The organism is Pseudomonas fluorescens (genome assembly GCF_001708445.1).
Taxonomy (GTDB): domain Bacteria; phylum Pseudomonadota; class Gammaproteobacteria; order Pseudomonadales; family Pseudomonadaceae; genus Aquipseudomonas; species Aquipseudomonas gorinensis.
The window spans coordinates 2,198,836-2,217,495 of sequence record NZ_CP015637.1 but is presented as its reverse complement, the minus strand read 5'-3'; the positions used below and the strand labels follow the sequence as shown (position 1 = coordinate 2,217,495).

At 63.6% G+C, this 18,660-nt stretch carries 14 protein-coding genes; 9 read left to right on the top strand and 5 right to left on the bottom strand.

What is annotated here, in order from left to right; all coding sequences use genetic code 11:
* The first annotated feature begins 2 nt into the window (after positions 1–2).
* The 3 genes from A7317_RS10070 to folD (A7317_RS10060) all read left to right on the top strand — a co-directional run bounded on the left by A7317_RS10070 (position 3) and on the right by folD (A7317_RS10060) (position 5,047).
* Positions 3–2,312 carry a DUF1989 domain-containing protein gene (locus A7317_RS10070; RefSeq protein WP_069077383.1) on the top strand — a complete coding sequence of 770 codons (2,310 nt, stop codon included), beginning with the start codon at positions 3–5 and terminating at the stop codon, positions 2,310–2,312.
* Between the two features lie 74 nt (positions 2,313–2,386).
* Positions 2,387–4,066: an APC family permease gene (locus A7317_RS10065; protein WP_024074683.1), complete on the top strand. Its 1,680-nt coding sequence runs from the start codon at positions 2,387–2,389 to the stop codon at positions 4,064–4,066.
* 60 nt (positions 4,067–4,126) lie between these two features.
* Positions 4,127–5,047: a bifunctional methylenetetrahydrofolate dehydrogenase/methenyltetrahydrofolate cyclohydrolase FolD gene (gene folD, locus A7317_RS10060; protein ID WP_069075687.1), complete on the top strand. Its 921-nt coding sequence runs from the start codon at positions 4,127–4,129 to the stop codon at positions 5,045–5,047.
* 329 nt (positions 5,048–5,376) lie between these two features.
* Here the strand turns inward: folD (A7317_RS10060) and A7317_RS10055 are convergent, their stop codons facing one another.
* The 5 genes from A7317_RS10055 to glnT all read right to left on the bottom strand — a co-directional run bounded on the left by A7317_RS10055 (position 5,377) and on the right by glnT (position 11,124).
* Entirely contained in the window at positions 5,377–6,702 is a 1,326-nt protein-coding gene (locus A7317_RS10055) for an ammonium transporter (protein ID WP_041160897.1), read from the bottom strand.
* 136 nt (positions 6,703–6,838) lie between these two features.
* Positions 6,839–8,161, bottom strand: a complete 1,323-nt coding sequence (locus A7317_RS10050; protein WP_024074680.1) for an FMN-binding glutamate synthase family protein — start codon at positions 8,159–8,161, stop codon at positions 6,839–6,841.
* Positions 8,162–8,175: 14 nt separating this feature from the next.
* Positions 8,176–8,850 (bottom strand): protein glxC, encoded by a 675-nt coding sequence (locus A7317_RS10045; RefSeq protein ID WP_024074679.1) that lies wholly within the window; start codon positions 8,848–8,850, stop codon positions 8,176–8,178.
* Positions 8,851–8,861: 11 nt separating this feature from the next.
* On the bottom strand, positions 8,862–9,767 hold the full coding sequence (locus tag A7317_RS10040) for a class II glutamine amidotransferase (RefSeq protein ID WP_069075686.1): 906 nt from the start codon (positions 9,765–9,767) through the stop codon (positions 8,862–8,864).
* A gap of 22 nt (positions 9,768–9,789) precedes the next feature.
* On the bottom strand, positions 9,790–11,124 hold the full coding sequence (glnT, locus tag A7317_RS10035; protein WP_024074677.1) for a type III glutamate--ammonia ligase: 1,335 nt from the start codon (positions 11,122–11,124) through the stop codon (positions 9,790–9,792).
* A gap of 282 nt (positions 11,125–11,406) precedes the next feature.
* Between glnT and A7317_RS10030 the strand changes: the two genes are divergently transcribed.
* The 6 genes from A7317_RS10030 to A7317_RS10005 all read left to right on the top strand — a co-directional run bounded on the left by A7317_RS10030 (position 11,407) and on the right by A7317_RS10005 (position 18,657).
* On the top strand, positions 11,407–12,006 hold the full coding sequence (locus A7317_RS10030) for a helix-turn-helix domain-containing protein (protein ID WP_041161149.1): 600 nt from the start codon (positions 11,407–11,409) through the stop codon (positions 12,004–12,006).
* A 452-nt stretch (positions 12,007–12,458) separates the two neighbouring features.
* Positions 12,459–13,325, top strand: coding sequence for a formyltetrahydrofolate deformylase (purU, locus tag A7317_RS10025; protein ID WP_024074674.1), 867 nt, complete (start codon positions 12,459–12,461; stop codon positions 13,323–13,325).
* Complete coding sequence (folD, locus tag A7317_RS10020; RefSeq protein WP_069075685.1) at positions 13,322–14,227, top strand: bifunctional methylenetetrahydrofolate dehydrogenase/methenyltetrahydrofolate cyclohydrolase FolD; 906 nt, start codon at positions 13,322–13,324, stop codon at positions 14,225–14,227. Before purU ends, folD (A7317_RS10020) begins: the two co-directional genes overlap by 4 nt.
* Positions 14,209–15,450, top strand: a complete 1,242-nt coding sequence (locus tag A7317_RS10015) for an FAD-dependent oxidoreductase (RefSeq protein WP_024074672.1) — start codon at positions 14,209–14,211, stop codon at positions 15,448–15,450. The genes folD (A7317_RS10020) and A7317_RS10015 overlap by 19 nt, the downstream gene beginning before the upstream one ends.
* A 13-nt stretch (positions 15,451–15,463) precedes the next feature.
* Positions 15,464–15,763, top strand: a complete 300-nt coding sequence (locus A7317_RS10010) for a sarcosine oxidase subunit delta (protein WP_024074671.1) — start codon at positions 15,464–15,466, stop codon at positions 15,761–15,763.
* The gene (locus tag A7317_RS10005) at positions 15,760–18,657 is read left to right on the top strand and encodes a 2Fe-2S iron-sulfur cluster-binding protein (protein ID WP_069075684.1); all 2,898 of its coding nucleotides are present in this window, start codon (positions 15,760–15,762) and stop codon (positions 18,655–18,657) included. Before A7317_RS10010 ends, A7317_RS10005 begins: the two co-directional genes overlap by 4 nt.
* The last annotated feature ends 3 nt before the right edge of the window (positions 18,658–18,660 follow it).

Sequence of the window (18,660 nt, the reverse complement as noted above, 5' to 3'; positions counted from 1 at the left end):
TGATGAATGCACCGCGTATTTCCCATCCCCGAGAGCCCGGGCTGTTTGCCCGCGCGCCGAACCTGGAGCGCTACCGCGTGGCCGCCGGCGGTGTGACCCTGGTGGACTTGCAGCCTGGCGACGGTCTGCACGTGATCGACGTCGAAGGCCGGCAACCCTGCGCACTGCTGGCCCTCGACGCCGGCGGTCGCAGCGCCCTGGCGAGCTGGGGCCTGAGCGGGTCAACGGCGTGCAGTGTGCCAGGGCGTATCGGCCTGGCGCTCCAGCGGCGCGGCATCGACGCCCAGGCATTGCCGCTGGCCGCCTCGCTGTGGGACACCGACAGTCCGCCCGGCCACAGCCGGCAGTTTGTCGCCCAGGACGCGCTGCTGGTGATCGTCGCCGCGCCCGCCGAGGCCACCGCCGTCGACCGGCAATACCGGCCCAGCGAGCTGCGCCTGCGGGTGACGCGGGCCAACCCGTCGCCGCTGCTGGTACCGCACCTGCCCGAGCCGTTGGGCGACGTGCTGGACGAATTCACCCTGCGCGCGGGCACGGCCCGCAGCTACACCGTTGCCAAGGGCCAGTACGTGCAGGTGCTGGATGTGGCCGGCCGCCAGTGTTCGGACTTCGTCGCCCTCGACCGGCGTGCCCTGGATCGCGGCGTGGAGCTGGATCTGGACCAGACCGTCACGCGCACCCTGAACGGCAGCGCCTACCCGGCACCGGGGCTGTTCTCGAAGTTTTTCGACCGCCACATGCAACCGATGCTGGAGGTGGTGCAAGACACCGTCGGGCGCCACGATTCATTCGCCCTGGCCTGCGCGGCGCGCTACTACGAAACCCATGGGTATTTCGGGCACGACAACTGCAGCGACAACCTCAGCCAGGTCCTTGCGCCCTATGGCGTGCAGGCCCGCAACGGTTGGCCGGCGATCAACTTTTTCTTCAATACGGGGATTGATGCGCACCAGCAGATGACCCTGGATGAGCCCTGGTCGCGGCCCGGTGACTACGTGCTGCTGCGGGCCATGACCGACCTGCTGTGTGGCAGTACCTCGTGCCCGGATGACATCGACCCGGCCAATGGCTGGAACCCGACCGATATCCATGTCCGCATCTACAGCGAGAAGGAGCGTTTTTCCATCGCCATGAGCACTCGAACCACGGCGGATGCCGACCCGATTCTCACCCGTGAGTCCGCGTTTCACTCACGCACCAGCGCCCTCACCGGCAGCTTCACCGACTACCGCAACTGGTGGCTGCCGCTGCGCTACGACGGTTACGGCGCCACCGAGGAATACCTCGGGTGCCGCGAACGGGTGGCGGTGATGGACCTGACCGCCCTGCGCAAATTCGAAATCATCGGCCCCGACGCCGAAGCCCTGTTGCAGTACTGCCTGACCCGCGATGTGCGGCGCCTGGCGGTGGGCCAAGTGGTGTATTCGGCGATGTGCCACGCCCACGGCGGCATGCTCGACGACGGCACCCTGCTGCGCCTGGGCCCGGACAACTTCCGTTGGATCTGCGGCGAAGACTACGCCGGCGTCTGGTTGCGCGAGCAGGCACAGAAACTGGGCATGAAGGTGTGGGTCAAGTCCGCCAGCGAGCAGATCCACAACCTGGCGGTGCAAGGGCCCCTGAGTCGCGAACTGCTCAAGCAGATGGTCTGGACCCCGCCCACCCAGCCGAGCCTGGAAACCCTCGGCTGGTTCCGCTTCCTGGTCGGCCGGCTGGACGGTTTCGACGGCTGCCCGTTGATGATTTCGCGCACCGGCTACACCGGCGAGCTGGGCTTTGAGGTGTGGTGCCAGCCCGAAGACGCCGAACGGGTGTGGGACCGCATCTGGCAACTCGGCCAACCCTTGGGCCTGGTCCCGCTGGGCCTGGAGGCCCTGGACCTGCTGCGCATCGAAGCCGGGCTGATCTTTGCCGGCTACGAGTTCAGCGACCAGACCGACCCGTTCGAGGCGGGCATCGGTTTCAGCGTACCGCTCAAGAGCAAGACCGATGACTTCATCGGCCGCGATGCCCTGTTGCGGCGCAGCGCCCACCCCAGCCACAAGCTGGTCGGCCTGCACCTGAGCGGCAACGAGACGGCCCGGCATGGCGACCCGGTGTACCAGGGCCGGGCCCAGGTCGGGGTGATCACCAGTGCCTGCCGCTCACCGCTGCTGGCCAGCAATATCGCGCTGTGCCGGGTCGACGTGAGCTGCGCCGAGCCCGGCACTGAACTGGAGATTGGCAAAGTCGATGGCCTGCAGAAGCGCATCAGCGCCAGGGTCAGCGCAGCGATTTTCTACGACCCGGACAAAAGCCGGGTACGTAGCTGATCGTCCCGAAACGTGTGTGCCACCCCATTTTGACTGCCCCAACCTAACCGCTATTCAGACATGGGAATACGAAGATGGAAGCGACGACGTTCGAGGCTGTACCGCAGGCTGCCGGCTCGGTGGGCAGCCTGCACCGCAAGATCGATTGGCGCGGGGCCTTCTGGGTCGCCAGTGGCGTGCCCGCGCTGGTGCTGTTCTCCATCGGTGCGATTGCCGCCACGGTGGGCAAGCCGGCGTGGATCGTGTGGATCGTGTCGATCCTGTTCGGGTTTATCCAGGCCTTCACCTACGCCGAGATCGCCGGGTTGTTCCCGCACAAATCCGGCGGCGCCTCGGTGTACGGCGCGGTGGCCTGGGTGCGCTACAGCAAGCTGATCGCGCCGGTGTCGGTGTGGTGCAACTGGCTGGCCTGGTCACCGGTGCTGTCCATCGGCTCGGGGCTGGCGGCGGGGTATATCCTCACGGCGCTGTTTCCCGCCGATGCGTTGATCAACACCTGGCAACTGACCCTGCTGGACCTGGGCTGGGTCAAGAGCGGTCTGTCGCTGCGCATCAACGCGACGTTCGCCATTGGTTTGTTGATTTTGCTCACGGTGTTTGCCGTGCAGCACGGCGGCATCCTGCGTTCGGCGCGCCTGACCCTGGTGCTCGGCGTCACCTCGTTGATTCCGCTGCTGCTGGTGGGCGTGGTGCCCTTGTTCACCGGGGATGCGGCCCAGGCCAACTTCCTGCCGCTCTACCCCCTGGCCCATGACGCGGCCGGGCAAGTCATCGATGGGCCCTGGGATATTTCCGGCTGGTCGCTGATGGCCGGTGGGCTGTTCATGGCAGCGTGGTCCACCTACGGTTTTGAAACGGCGGTGTGCTACACCCGCGAATTCAAGGACCCCAAGCGCGACACGTTCAAGGCGATCTTCTACGCCGGCCTGCTGTGCATCCTGGTGTTCACCCTGGTACCGCTGGCGTTCCAGGGCAGCCTGGGGCTGGGCCAACTCGTGACCCCGGCGGTGCTCGACGCCAGTGGCGCAGTCGTGACGCCGGCGGTGTACAGCGGCCTGCTCTCGCCCGCGATCTACAGCGGCATGGGGGTTGGCCAGGTGATGGCCGACAGCATCGGTGGCGGCAAGGTGGTCGCCAATATCGTGTTGATCATGCTGGTGCTGGCGACGTTGCTGGCGATCATGACCTCGATGTCCGGTTCGTCGCGCACCCTGTATCAGGCCTCGGTGGATGGCTGGTTGCCCAAGTACCTGGGGCGCACCAACGAGCACGGCGCGCCGACGGCGGCAATGTGGACCGACCTGTCATTCAACCTGCTGCTGTTGCTGATGTCGGACTACGTGTTCGTGCTGGCGGCATCCAACGTCAGCTACATCATCTTCAACTTCCTCAACCTCAATGCCGGCTGGATCCACCGCCTGGACCGCCCCGACTGGGTACGCCCGTACAAAGCCCCCACCGTGCTGCTGGCGGCCGGCGGCGTGCTGAGTTTCGTCAACCTGGCCTGCATGGGCCTGGGCGCGGATATCTGGGGCGCGGGCACGCTGGTCACCGGCTTGCTGTTGGCGCTGCTGATCCTGCCGGTGTTCTGCTACCGCCACTATGTGCAGGACAAGGGCCACTTCCCCGCCGCCATGCTCACCGACCTGTATATCCAGGCCGACGACGGCCAACGCCGCGCCGGCTGGCTGCCCTATGCCACGCTGGTGGCCGGTGTGCTGGTGGTGTATGCCTGCCATCAACTGGTAGCCTGAGCCTTCTGGCCTGCCTATGGCTGAGGGATTGTTATCCCTCAGCTCCTTATTTCCCAGACAATGGTGACGCTTTTGACCAGCTCTCTCCCCACGCTTGCCCGCGATATCGACGGCAAGGCCATCGCCGCCCAGGTGCTCGACGAGGTTCGCGAAGAGGTCCTGCTGCTTGCCTCGCAGCAGATCTACCCGGCCCTGGCGGTATTGCTGGTGGGCGATGACCCGGCCAGCCACGTCTACGTGCGCAATAAACTGCTGCGGGCCAAGGAAGCCGGGATTCGCTCCCTGGAATACCGGCTGCCGGAAGATGCCAGCCAGGCGCAGGTGCTGGACCTGCTTGCCCAGTTGAATACCGATGCGTCGGTCAACGGCATCCTGGTGCAATTGCCACTGCCGGCGCATATCGACGAGGCAGCGGTGATCCACGCGATTGACCCGATCAAGGACGTGGATGGCTTCCACCGCGAAAACGTCGGCGGCCTGGTGCAAGGCATCGAGGTGCTCACGCCCTGCACACCCAGCGGCTGCATGCGCCTGCTGCACGAAACCTGCGGCGACTTGAGCGGCTTGCACGCGGTGGTCATCGGCCGCTCGAACATCGTCGGCAAACCCATGGCGACCCTGCTATTGCAGGCCCACTGCTCGGTCAGCGTGGTGCACTCACGCAGCGTCGATGCCCCAGCGTTGTGCCGTTTGGCCGACATCGTCGTCGCCGCCGTCGGCCGGCCGCAATTGATCGACGCCAGCTGGCTCAAGCCTGGCGCAGTGGTCATTGATGTCGGGATCAACCGCATCACCACCGAGACCGGCACGAGGCTGGTGGGGGATGTGGACTATGCCAGCGCCCGCACCGTGGCCAGCGCGATCACGCCGGTACCCGGCGGTGTGGGCCCCATGACGATAGCCTACCTGCTGAAGAACACCCTGGTGGCGAGCCAGTTGCAGCGCAAAGCCCTGCCCCGAGCGCTGGCGCTGTACCTGTAGGAGCGAGCTTGCTCGCGAAAAACGTCCAGGCAACGCGGTCATCCAGGGTGCCCGCGTTATCGTTAACGATCTTCGCGAGCAAGCTCGCTCCTACAGGGTTCTCAGTGGTTTTAGGCGGCCAGGTCCATTTCTTCCACCGACTCATGGGCACGCAGGCTGAAGAACACCCTGGTGGCGAGCCAGTTGCAGCGCAAAGCCCTGCCCCGAGCGCCGGCGCTGCACCTGTAGGAGCGAGCTTGCTCGCGAAAAACGTCCAGGCAACGCGGTCATCCAGGATGCCCGCGTTATCGTTAACGATCTTCGCGAGCAAGCTCGCTCCTACAGGGTTCTCAGTGGTTGTAGGCGCGCTCGTTGTGCTCGGCCAGGTCCAGGCCCATCTCTTCCACCGACTCATGGGCACGCAAGCCGACCAGGGCATTGACCACTTTGAGAATGATCCAACTGACCACAAAGCAATACACCGTGGTCAACAACACCCCCTTGAGCTGGGCAACCACCTGCCCTCCCATGGTCACACCTTCCACCAGGCCACCCATGGACGGTACACAGAACACGCCAGTCAACACCGCGCCGATCATGCCGCCGATGCCATGCAGGCCGAACACATCAAGGCTGTCGTCGTAGCCGAAACGGCGCTTCAACACCGTCACGCTCAAGTAGCAGAACACCCCGCACAGCAGACCGATGGCCAACGCCCCCCCCACCCCCACATAAGCGCACGCCGGGGTAATCCCCACCAGGCCGGCCAACGCGCCGCTGGCCAGGCCGAGGGCACTGGGTTTGCCGACCTTGAACCACTCGGTGAACATCCAGCCGAGAATCCCGGCGCACGCGCCCAGTTGGGTATTGAGCATGACGATGCCCGAGGTACCGCTGAGGCCACCGCCGGAACCGATATTGAAGCCGAACCAGCCGACCCAGAGCATCGCCGCGCCGGCCATGGTCAGGCTCAGGTTATGCGCAGGCATCGGCGTGTTCTGGTAGCCCTTGCGCTTGCCGAGGATCAGGCACGCGGCGAGTGCCGCCACACCGGCATTGATGTGCACGGCGGTGCCGCCGGCAAAATCGAGCACGCCCCAGTTATGCATCAAGGCCCCCGAACCGCCCCAGACCATATGCGCCACCGGGGCATAGACCAGGGTGAACCAGATGGCCATGAACAGCAGCGCCGCCGAGAATTTCATGCGTTCGGCAAAGGCCCCCGCGATCAGGGCCGGGGTGATGATGGCGAAGGTCATCTGGAAGGTCACGAAGACCCCTTCCGGAATATCCCCCACCAGGCTCTCCGGGGTCATGCCGGCCAGGAAGGCACGGCTCAGGCCGCCGACAAAACTGTTGAAGGTCACCTGCCCTTCGACCATGCCGGTGGTGTCGACCACCATGCTGTAGCCGTAGATCACCCACAGCACGCCCACCAACCCGGCGATGCCAAAGCATTGGGTGAACAGCGAAAGCATGTTTTTCGCGCGGACCAGGCCGCCATAGAACAACGCGAGCCCCGGCAAGCACATGAACAGCACCAGCACGGCGGCGGTGACCATCCAGGCGGTACTGCCGGTGTTCAAGGTGGGGGCATCAGCAGCGTACGCCAAGGGTGCAAAGGCACCGGCCGCGAATAAACCGAAGAGGGATTTGCCGAGAAGACGATTGACCATGTTCAAAGCTCCTGCAACAGAAGTGTGTAGGAGCGAGCTTGCTCGCGAAAAACGTCCAGGCAACGCGTTCATCCAGGGTGCCAGCGTTATCGTTGACGATCTTCGCGAGCAAGCTCGCTCCCACAGGGGGGGTAATTCAGTAACTCGAACCCGGCACCCAGCTGGTCCCGGCCAGCGGCACGCGGGCCATGGCGGCCGATTCCACGGTCAGCGCCACCAGGTCCTCGGGGTCGAGGTTGTGCAGGTGCGACTTGCCGCACGCACGCGCCATGGTCTGCGCCTCCAGCACCATCACCCGCAGGTAGTTGGCTAACCGCCGCCCACCTTCTACCGGGTCGAGGCGCTTGGACAGCTCCGGGTCCTGGGTGGTGATACCGGCCGGGTCGCGGCCGTTCTGCCAGTCGTCGTAGAAGCCGGCGGCCGAGCCGATCTTTTTCAGTTCCGCGTCCAGCCTCGGGTGGTTATCGCCCAGGGCAATCAGCGCCGCCGTACCAATGGCGACCGCGTCCGCGCCCATCGCCATGGCCTTGGCCACGTCGGCACCGTTGCGAATCCCGCCCGACACGATCAACTGGACCTTGCGGTGCATGCCCATTTCTTGCAAAGCCTGTACCGCTTGCGGGATGGCCGACAAAATCGGAATGCCCACATGCTCGATAAACACTTCCTGGGTCGCGGCGGTACCGCCTTGCATGCCGTCGAGCACGATCACATCGGCACCGGCCTTGACCGCCAGCTTCACGTCGTAATACGGCCGGCTCGCGCCGATCTTCACGTAGATCGGTTTTTCCCAATCGGTGATTTCGCGCAGCTCGGCAATCTTGATCGCCAGGTCATCCGGCCCGGTCCAGTCCGGGTGGCGGCAGGCGCTGCGCTGATCCACACCGATGGGCAAGGTGCGCATGCCGGCCACGCGTTCGGTGACCTTCATGCCCAGCAACATGCCGCCACCGCCGGGCTTGGCGCCCTGGCCGAGGACGATCTCGATGGCGTCGGCCTTGCGCAAATCATCCGGGTTCATGCCGTAGCGCGACGGCAAATATTGATAGACCAAATGCTGGGACTGGCCGCGCTCTTCCGGGGTCATGCCACCGTCACCGGTGGTGGTGCTGGTGCCCGCGATGGTCGCGCCACGGCCCAGGGCTTCCTTGGCATTGGCCGACAGCGCACCGAAACTCATGCCGGCGATGGTCACTGGGATCTTCAGGTGGATCGGCTTCTTGGCGAAGCGGTTGCCGAGGATCACGTCGGTGCCACACTTCTCGCGATAGCCTTCCAGCGGGTAGCGCGACACGCTGGCGCCAAGCAGCAGCAAGTCATCGAAGTGCGGCAGCTTGCGCTTGGTGCCGCCGCCGCGAATGTCGTAGATGCCGGTTTCGGCGGCGCGCTGGATTTCCTGGATGGTCAGGCGGTCGAAGGTGGCCGACTCGCGCAGGACCGGAGGGGTTTGTTCAGTCATGGTGGAGCTCCTGATCAGTACGCGGAGGCGTTATCGACTTTGAAGTTGTAGAGTTGACGGGCCGAGCCGTAGCGCTTGAAGTCCGCCGCCTGGTGGGCGAAACCCGCACGGTCGAGCAGCTCTTGCAGCTCCTTGAGGTGCTCGCTGCGCATCTCTTTTTCGACGCAGTCCGAGCCCAGGGACTCCACCGTGCCTTTGACGTAGATGTGGGTTTCGTACAGCGAATCGCCCAGCGCATCGCCGGCATCGCCGCACACCACCAGACGCCCGGCCTGGCCCATGAAGCAACTCATGTGGCCGATGCTGCCGCCGACGACGATGTCGATACCCTTCATGGAAATCCCGCAACGCGCGCCCGCATCGCCCTCGATCACCAGCAAGCCGCCATGGGCCGTGGCCCCGGCCGCCTGAGAGGCGCTGCCCTTGACCCGTACCGAGCCGGACATCATGTTCTCGGCGCAGCCCACGCCGACATTGCCGTGCACGGTGATCGAAGCCTGCTGGTTCATGCCCGCGCAGTAGTAGCCGGCGTGGCCCTCGATATCGATGGACACGGCTTGGTTCACGCCCACCGCGAGGTTGTGCTTGCCGTTGGAATGGATCACGCGCCATTCGTTGTCGATGGCCTGGGCGTGCAGCGCCTGGTTGAGGTCACGCACGGTGGCGGTGGAAAGATCGATGGTTTTCATGTGTGCGCTCCTTAAGCCGACTGGCGTTCCCAGATGTACAACGTGGCCGGTGCCGGCTCCCAGATCCGCGCGTTCTCGATGCCCGGCAGGCTCGACAGCGCCTGGTATTCGGAGGCCATGGCGACGTAGTCGTCGGTCTCGGCGAGGATCGCCGGCTTGCACGCAATCGGGTCGCGGATCACCGCAAAACCGTTGCGCGTGCCGATGGCGAAGGTGAAGAAGCCGTCGAGGTCTTCCAGGGAATGGTCCAGCGCCTCTTTGAGCGAATCGCCCTGTTGCAGGCGCCAGGTCAGGTAGCCGGCGGCGACTTCGGTGTCGTTGTCGGTTTCGAAGTGGATGCCTTCGCGCTTGAGTTCCTGGCGCAGGCGGAAGTGGTTGGACAGCGAGCCGTTGTGCACCAGGCACAGGTCGGCGCCGGTGGAAAACGGGTGGCTGCCTTCCATGGTCACCGCACTTTCGGTGGCCATGCGCGTGTGGCCGATGATGTGGCTGCCCTGCATGCTCGCCAGGCCGAAGCGCTGGGAAATCTCCTCGGGCAGGCCCATGCCCTTGAGGATCTCGATGCTCTGCCCGGCGCTCATGATGCGTACGCTCGGCGCCAGTTCGGCCAGGGCCTGGCGCACCGGGGCTTCGTCGGCGTGGATCTTCAATACGGCGGCGCTGGCGTTCTGGAACCAGTCCAGGGAACAGCCGAGGCGCCCTTCCAGCTCGCCCATCAAGCCTTTCCAATCGAAGGCTTCGGTGGTGGCTTGCAGGGTCAGCTTGACCCAGCCATCGGCGACTTCATCGCCGTAGATGGCAAAACCGGCGCTGTCCGGGCCACGGTCGGTCATGGCTTGCAGCATGGGTTCAAACAGCTGGCCGAGCTGGGGTTCCAGCCGCGGATTCTTGAGGTACAGGCCTACGATTCCACACATAACAAGTCTCCGTCACACGGTGTCAGAAAAATTCGGTATAGCGCTGGATTTCCCAGTCGCTCACATGGCGGCTGTACTCCACCCACTCCATGCGCTTGAGCTTGATGAACTCGCCCACGATCTGCGGGCCAAGCACTTCGGCGAACAGCGCGTCGGCTTCCAGCGCGTCACAGGCTTCCTTGAGGGATTGCGGCAGGGTCTTGATGCCGCGTTCAGCGATCTGCTCAAGGCTCAGGCTGTAGAGGTTTTCGTTGCAGACGTGGTCGATTTCCAACTGGCGATCGATACCGTCCAGGCCCGCGGCGATGATCGCGGCGCTGACCAGGTAAGGGTTGCAACCGGCATCCGGCAGGCGGAACTCCAGGCGGCCATACGGCACGCGCACCATGGCCGAGCGGTTGTTGGCGCCAAACGCAATAAAGGCCGGGGCCCAGGTGGCGCCGGACAACGAGTTGCCGACCACCAGGCGCTTGTACGAGTTGACCGTGGGCGCGGCGAACGCACACAGCGCCGGGCCATGGGCGAGCAAACCGGCGGCGAAGTGATAGGCGAGTTTCGACAGGCCCATGCCGCTCGGGTCGCTGGCGTCATGGAACAGGTTTTTGTTCTCGGCGCTGCTGATCGACAAGTGAAAGTGCATGCCGTTGCCGGCGCGTTTCGGGTCGGGCTTGGGCATGAATGAACAGATCATGCCCAGGTCATTGGCGATCTCGCCGGCGGCCATGCGGAAGAAGGTGAAACGGTCGGCCGAGGTCAGGGCGTCGCTGTAGGTGTAGTTGATCTCGAACTGGCCGTTGGCGTCTTCGTGGTCGATTTGATAGACCTCGAAATCCACCGCCTGCAAGGCTTCGGTCAGGCGCTCGAGGAACACCCGCGAACGGGACAGGCCCTTGTAGTCGTAGCAAGGCTTGTCGAGGTTGTCGCTGGGGTCTACCAGTTGCAACTTGCCCTGCTCGTCGCGGCGCATCAGGTTGAATTCGGGTTCCAGGCCGGTGTTCAGCGTCCAGCCCTTGTCCTGCAGGCGCTGCACCTGCTGTTGCAACACGTAGCGGCTGTCGTAGGGATGGGGCTGGCCGTCGACATGACCGACGCACACCACGCGCCCATAACCTGGCTGCCAGGGCACCGGGGTCAATGTCGAGAGATCGCCGCGCGCCATGAAGTCCGGGCCATGAGGCTCCATGCCCATGCCGCTGATGGCAAACCCGGCGAACCCCGCGCCCTCTTCGGCCACGGTCTTGAGCCCACAGATCGGCACCGACTTGGTCTTGGCCGCCCCGTGTATATCCACAAACTGCGCAAGCACGTACTTGATCCCGTGCTTGTCGATGATGCGCTGGGTTTCTGCTGGCAACATTGCGTGTCACTCCTCGCGAAAGGCAAAACCGTGTGGGTGGGCCTAGGCTGTCTTTTTATTCCTAAAAAGAAAGTTAGTTTCCCAACAGGAATGCAATACCCTTGCCAGATTCGCGAGCGGCGGATTGATGTGCCGGTGAAAGCGCTTTTGTGCTGTATATATGGGAAAATTCTTTTCCCCGCAGGAATACGTACAGCGGGGTGGCCTTCAAGCGCCAGACCTTGCACTTTCCCAGTGCGAAAATAATATTACTGAACGGAAACCGTGCAGGAGCCGATGATCATGTCCACCGAAACCGCCCCGCGCCTCAAGCTCGAGCAATACCTGGGGCTGCAGATCAAACGCCAGCGCCAGGCCCAGGACCTGAAGCTGTCCGACGTGGCGAAGATTGCCGATATCAGCCAGGGCATGTTGAGCAAGATTGAGAACGCCCAGGTGTCCACCAGCCTCGATACCTTGAGCCGCCTGTGCGATGTGCTCGGGCTGCCGTTATCGAAGTTGTTCAGCGAATACGACCAGCAGGATGGCAGCGCCTTGCTGGTCAAGGCTGACCAGGGCATGGAAGTGGTGCGCCGGGGGACCGAGAAGGGGCATACCTATCACCTGCTCAACCATACGCGCGGGCCGAAGAAGAGTTTCGAGGCGTACATGGTGAGCATGGATGACGCCAGTGAGGAGTTTCCGACCTTTGCTCATCCGGGGACGGAGTTTTTGCATTTGCTGGAGGGGGAGTTGATTTATCGGCATGGCAATCAGCTGTATCGGATGGAGGCTGGGGACAGCTTGACGTTTGAGGGGGAAATTCCTCATGGGCCGGAGGAGTTGGTGCGGGTGCCGATTCGGTTGTTGTCGATTATGAATTATGGGGGGGATAAGGAGTGATCGTGGGCATATCCGTTGTTTTGGGGGTGGGGGTTTCGGGGGTGTCAGAAATTTTGTGTTCGGGCATAACATGAGTAAGAGGTGCATGTATGCCAACCAAAAAGAAACCCGCGTTGCCGAGTGGTGGGGCACAGACCTTTTGGTTACTTTTGGCTGGGCCGGCATCCCGGGCGTTTGCCAAAAGTGACCCGTTGTAAGAGCGGAACCGCCAGCCGCCGTTACCGCAGAAACGGATATGTACTCAACCCAACCCAACCCAACCCAACCAAAAAATTTCCCCCCAGTTAAAAATCTTTCCCAAAACCCCTAGACGCCCCGCCCCCATTCCCCTATAAAGCCACTTCAGGAATATTTTATTCCCCACAAGAAAACGCGCTCAAGGAATGAGCCTGCTGTCCTCAGACATTTTTTCGCTATGCGATGAGCTGCCGCCATCATCCCGAGGACGTGTCATGCAACACGAAAAAAACCATTTCATCATCAAAGTCACTTGTCCCGCGGTGTCCGGCATTGTCGCTGCCGTCACCACCTACCTGGCAGACAAGGCGTGCTACATCGGGGAGATGGCGCAGTTCGACGATGACTTCAGCGGCCGCTTCTTCATGCGCGCGGTGTTCCGTTTCAACGATGGCCATGCGGGCAACCTGCAAGAGATCAGGGACGGTTTCGCCGAGGTCGCCCAGGCCTTCGATATGCAGTGGGAACTGTACGACACCCGCGAGCCGATGCGCGTGATGCTGATGGTGAGCAAGTTCGACCACTGCCTCACCGACCTGCTCTACCGCTACCACAAGGGCGAGATGGACATGACCATCACCGCCATCGTCTCCAACCACCTCGACCTGCGGCCCATGGCCGAGCGTGAGGGTATTCGCTTTATTTACCTGCCTGTGTCCAAGGACAACAAGGCCGCGCAGGAAGCCGAGCTGATGAAGATCGTCGACGACACCCGCACCGAACTGGTGGTGTTGGCGCGCTACATGCAGATCCTCTCCGACGACCTGTGCCGGCAACTGTCGGGGCGGGCGATCAATATCCACCATTCGTTCCTGCCCGGTTTCAAGGGGGCCAAGCCCTATCACCAGGCTTATCAACGCGGCGTGAAGCTGATCGGCGCCACCGCGCACTACGTGACCAGCGACTTGGATGAGGGCCCGATCATCGAGCAGGAAGTACAGCGCGTCGACCACGTGTACAAGCCCGACGACCTCGTCGCCATCGGCCGCGACACCGAAACCGTGGCCCTGTCCAAGGCGGTCAAGTACCACCTGGAGCACCGCGTCTTCCTCAACCAGGACAGAACGGTGGTGTTCCGGTGAGCGCGCCCACACTGATCGACGGCAAAGCCGCCGCCGCGCGGGTGCTGCTGCAAGTGCGCGAGGACGTGGCGCACCTGCATGCGCAAGACATTCAACCGGCCCTGGCGGTGATCCTGGTGGGCAACGACCCGGCCAGCCAGGTCTATGTGCGCAACAAGATCCTGCGCGCCGAGGAGGTGGGCATCCGCTCCGTGGAGCATCGCCTGCCCGATGACACCAGCACCGAACAACTGTTGATCCTGATCGGCCAATTGAATGCCGACCCGGCGATCCACGGCATCCTCCTGCAATTGCCGTTGCCGGCGCAGATGGACGAACTGCGTGCCTTGGAGGCCATCTCACCGGACAAGGACGTCGATGGTTTTCACAGCCAGAACGTCGGCGGCCTCAGCCAGGGGCGCGCGGTACTCACGCCGTGCACGCCGAGCGGCTGCCTGTACCTGTTGGAGCAAACCTGCGGCGACCTGCGCGGCAAACACGCGGTGGTGATCGGCCGCTCGAACATCGTCGGCAAACCCATGGCCGCGCTGCTGCTCAAGGCGGACTGCTCGGTGACCGTGCTGCATTCGCGCAGCCAAAATGCCCAGGCCCTGTGCAAACAGGCCGATATCGTGATCGCCGCCGTAGGCCGTGCACGCTTGATCGACGCCAGCTGGCTCAAGCCTGGCGCGGTGGTGATCGATGTCGGCATCAACCGCATCGACGACGACGGCCGCAGCCGCCTGGTGGGCGATGTCGACTTCGACAGCGCCCTGCCCCATGTCGCCGCCATCACCCCGGTGCCCGGCGGTGTCGGGCCGATGACCATTGCCTTCCTGATGAAAAACACCGTGGCCGCCGCCCTCGCGCAACACCACACCTTACGCAGCCAATCGGAGGCCGTATGCCATTCAATCTATTGAAATACGGACTGAGTTCGGAGTACCCGGTGGAGGTGGATCTACCGCCGCCCAAGGAACTCAAGGCCAGCTATGACGTCGTGATCATCGGCGCCGGCGGCCATGGCCTCGCGACCGCCTACTACCTGGCCAAGTACCACGGAATCACGAATATCGCAGTGCTGGAAAAGTCTTACCTGGGCGGCGGCAATACGGCGCGCAACACCGCGGTGATCCGCTCCAACTACCTCACCAGCGAAGGCGTTCGTTTCTATGCCGAGTCGGTGAAGATGTTCCAGTCGCTGTCCAACGAATTCGACTTCAACATCATGTACTCCGAGCGCGGCCAATTGACCCTGGCCCACACCGACGCCACCGTGCGTTCGTTCCGCCAGCGCGCTGAGGTCAACAAGCACTTCGGCGGACGTACGGAAATGATCGACCGCCAGCAGATCCGCGAGCTGGTGCCCAGCCTCAACCTCGACCCCGGCCACTTGCCGGTGATCGCCGGGCTCTGGCATATCGACGGCGCCACCGCGCGCCACGACGCCGTGGCCTGGGGCTACGCCAAGCAGGCGGCCAAACGCGGCGTGGAAATCCATCAGCTCACCGAAGTGCAGGACCTGGTGATCGAGAACGGCGCCATCACGGCGGTGAAGACCAATCGCGGCACCATCCGGTGCGGCTGCGCGGTGCAGGCGATTGCCGGGCACAGCTCGCTGCTGATGGCCAAGGCCGGCATTCGCTCGCCGATCCAGACCTTCCCGCTGCAAGCCATGGTCACCCAGCCGTTCAAGCCGTTCCTCGATCCGCTGGTCAGTTCCTCGGCGCTGCACTGTTACGTGCAGCAAACCAGCCGCGGCGAAGTGGTGTTCGGCGGTGGCTCCGACCCTTACCCGCTGTTCAACACGCGCTCGACCCTGGACCTCAAGGAAAGCCTGCTGGCCCATGCCATCGAGATGTTCCCCTTCCTCGCCAATGCCAAGTTGATGCGCCAGTGGGCCGGGATCACCGACATGACCCCCGACTACAGCCCGATCATGGGCCTGTCGCCGGTAAAAAATTACTACCTCGACGCCGGCTGGGGCACCTGGGGCTTCAAGGCCACGCCGATCTGCGGCAAGACCATGGCCGAGCTGGTCGCCAGCGGCGGCAAGGTGCCGGAGCTGATCAAGCCGTTTGGTCTCGAACGTTTCTCGACCTTCCAGCAAGTCAACGAGATGGGCGCCACGGCGGCCAGTCACTGACGGAGAGCGGACTATGAAAATCATGATGTGCCCGCTCAACGGGCCACGCAATATCAGCGAGTTCACCTATGGCGGTGAATTCAAACCGATGCCCGACCCAGTGACGTGCAGCGATGCCGAATGGGCCGACTACGTGTTCAACACCGACAACCTCGCCGGTGTGGTGCGCGAATGGTGGATGCACACGCCCTCCAGCTATTGGTTCCTCGCCGAACGCCACACGGTCACCGATGAAATCCTGCGCACCTTCGATCCCCGCGAGTTATTCACCACCCGCGTCGACTTCACCACCGCCAAGGAGATCGCCGGATGAACCGCCTCCCCGCCCCCATGGGCCTGCTGATCCAGCGTGACCAGCCACTCGATTTCAGTTTCGACGGCCTGCCCTACCAAGGTTTACAGGGCGACAGCATCGCCAGTGCCCTGCTCGCCAACGGGCGCTTCCTGATGTCGCGTTCGTTCAAATACCACCGCCCACGCGGCCCCTTGACCATGGCCGGCCAGGACGCCAACAGCCTGGTGCAACTGCCCCGCGAACCCAACGTGCTGGCCGATGCCCACGCGCTGTCCGCCGGCTTGGCCGTAACGGCGCAGAACGTCAACGGTTCGCTGGACAACGACAAGGACGCCTACCTGGGCAAGTTCTCCAGGTTCATGCCGGTGGGTTTCTACTATCGCTCGTTCTACAAGCCCAAGGGCATGTGGAAAGTCTGGGAGCCGATCATCCGTAAAAAGGCCGGCCTGGGCGTGCTCGACCTGAGATTCCAACCTGAGTACTACGACAAGGCCTACCTGTTTACCGACCTCGCGGTGATCGGTGCCGGCCCCGCCGGCTTGCAGGCCGCGCTGACCGCCGCGAATGCCGGAGCCAAGGTGTTGCTGATCGAACAGCAGCCGATCCTCGGTGGGTCGCTGACCTATGCGCGCTTCGATATCGCCGGCACCCGCGCCGACACCTTGCGCCGCGAGTTGCTGGACGCGGTGCAGCAGCACGCGAATATCCGAGTGCTCACCGACGCCACCTGCAATGCCTGGTTTACCGACAACTACCTGCCGGTGATCCAGGGCAAGCGCCTGTATAAGGTGCGCGCGCAACAGTGCCTGGTGTGCAGCGGTTCGTTCGACCAACCGGTGGTTTTCCGCAACAACGATCTACCGGGGGTGATGCTCACCAGTGCCGCGCAACGCCTGATGAAGCTCTATGCGGTCAAGCCCGGCAAGCGCGCCGTGGTGCTCACCGGCAACGATGACGGCTACCTCGCCGCCCTCGACCTGCATGACCAGGGCGTCGACGTGGCCGCCGTGATCGACCTGCGTCACGCTCCGGCAGACAACGCCCTGCCCGCGGCCCTGGCCCAGCGTAAGATCCCGTGCCTGACCAACAGCACGGTGTTCGAGGCCCTGCATGAAAAAGGCCTGCGCCATGTGAAGGGCGTCGACGTGCGTCAGATCACCGGCCAGGGCCAGGTCAGCGCCAGCGGGCAAGTGATCGACTGCGACCTGCTGTGCATGTCCGCCGGTTATATGCCGGTCTATCAGTTGCTGTGCCAGGCCGGTGGCAAGCTGGCCTATGACGACTCGCGTGCGGAGTTCAGCCTCAGCGGTTTACCGCAGAACCTGAATGTGGCCGGCTCCGTGCACGGTCGGCACCAGTTGGACAACGTGCTGGCAGACGCCACCAATGCCGCCGCCGACAGTGTGCTCGCCCTCGGCTTGAAGACTGCCAGCCCGCGCGTGCCGCTGCGCAGCGAAGCCCAGGTCAACTTCCACTGGCCAATCTTCCCGCACCCCAAGGGCAAGGACTTCGTGGATTTTGACGAAGACCTGCAAGTGGCGGACATCGTCAACGCCACCCGCATCGGCTACCGCGATGTGCAGTTGGTCAAGCGTTACTCCACGGTCGGCATGGGCCCGTCCCAGGGGCGCCACTCGGCGCTGCCGACCGCGCGGCTGGTGGCCTGGGCGACCCAGCGCAATATCAGTGAAACCGGAGTGACCACCGCACGGCCGCCATTCGTGGCGGAAAAACTCGCGCATGTCGCCGGGCGTGCCTTCGACCCCTACCGCCAAACGCCGATGCACGCGCGCCATGTGCAAGCCGGGGCGAAGATGATGCCTGCCGGTATCTGGCAACGCCCGGCCTACTATGGCAAGCCCGAGGACCGCGAAGCCTGCATGCAGGCCGAAGCGCTGCACGTGCGCAACAAGGTTGGCCTGATCGATGTGTCGACCCTGGGCGGCCTGGATGTACGCGGCCCGGACGCCGCCGAACTGCTCAACCGCATGTACACCTTTGCGTTCCTCAAGCAGCCGGTGGGCCGTTCGCGTTATGCGCTGATGACCAACGAACACGGCGTGGTGATCGACGACGGCGTGTGCGCGCGGCTGGCCGACAAGCATTTCTACGTCACCGCCACCACCAGCGGCGTCGACCGCATCTACCAGCAGATGCTCAAGTGGAACGCGCAGTGGCGCCTGGACGTGGACGTGACCAACGTCACGGCAGCGATCTGTGCGGTGAACGTGGCCGGGCCGGATTCGCGCAAGGTGCTGGAACAGGTGTGCAGCGACCTCGACCTCAGTGCTGAAGGCTTCCCCTACCTGGGCGTGCGCCAGGGCACGGTGGCCGGGACCAAGGCCCGCCTGCTGCGGGTGGGTTTCGTCGGCGAACTGGGCTATGAAATCCACGTACCGGCGCGCCACGGCCTGGCGTTGTGGGACGCGTTGATGACGGCCGGCAAGGCCTTTGACATTCGCCCCTTCGGCGTCGAGACCCAACGCCTGCTGCGCCTGGAAAAAGGCCACGTGATCATCAGCCAGGACACCGATGGCATGACCCACCCGGCGGAAATCGACATGGGCTGGGCAGTGAGCCGCACCAAGCCGTTTTTCGTCGGCCGCCGCTCGGTGGACATCCTCGAAGCCCAACCGCTGAAACGCAAACTGGTGGGCTTCAGCCTGCCCAAGGGCAGCGTACAACCGCTGGAAGGCCACCTGGTGCTCAACGGCGCGGACATCAGCGGCAACGTCACCTCCTGCGAATACTCCAGCAGCCTGGGCCGTATCATCGGCCTGGCCTATGCCGGGATCGACCAGAGCACACCGGGGCAGCGCATTCCGATTCGCGTCGAGGGCGGCATCGTCGTCCAGGCCGAGGTGGTGCAACTGCCGTTCTTCGACCCCACCAACCAACGCCAGGAGGGTTAAGCC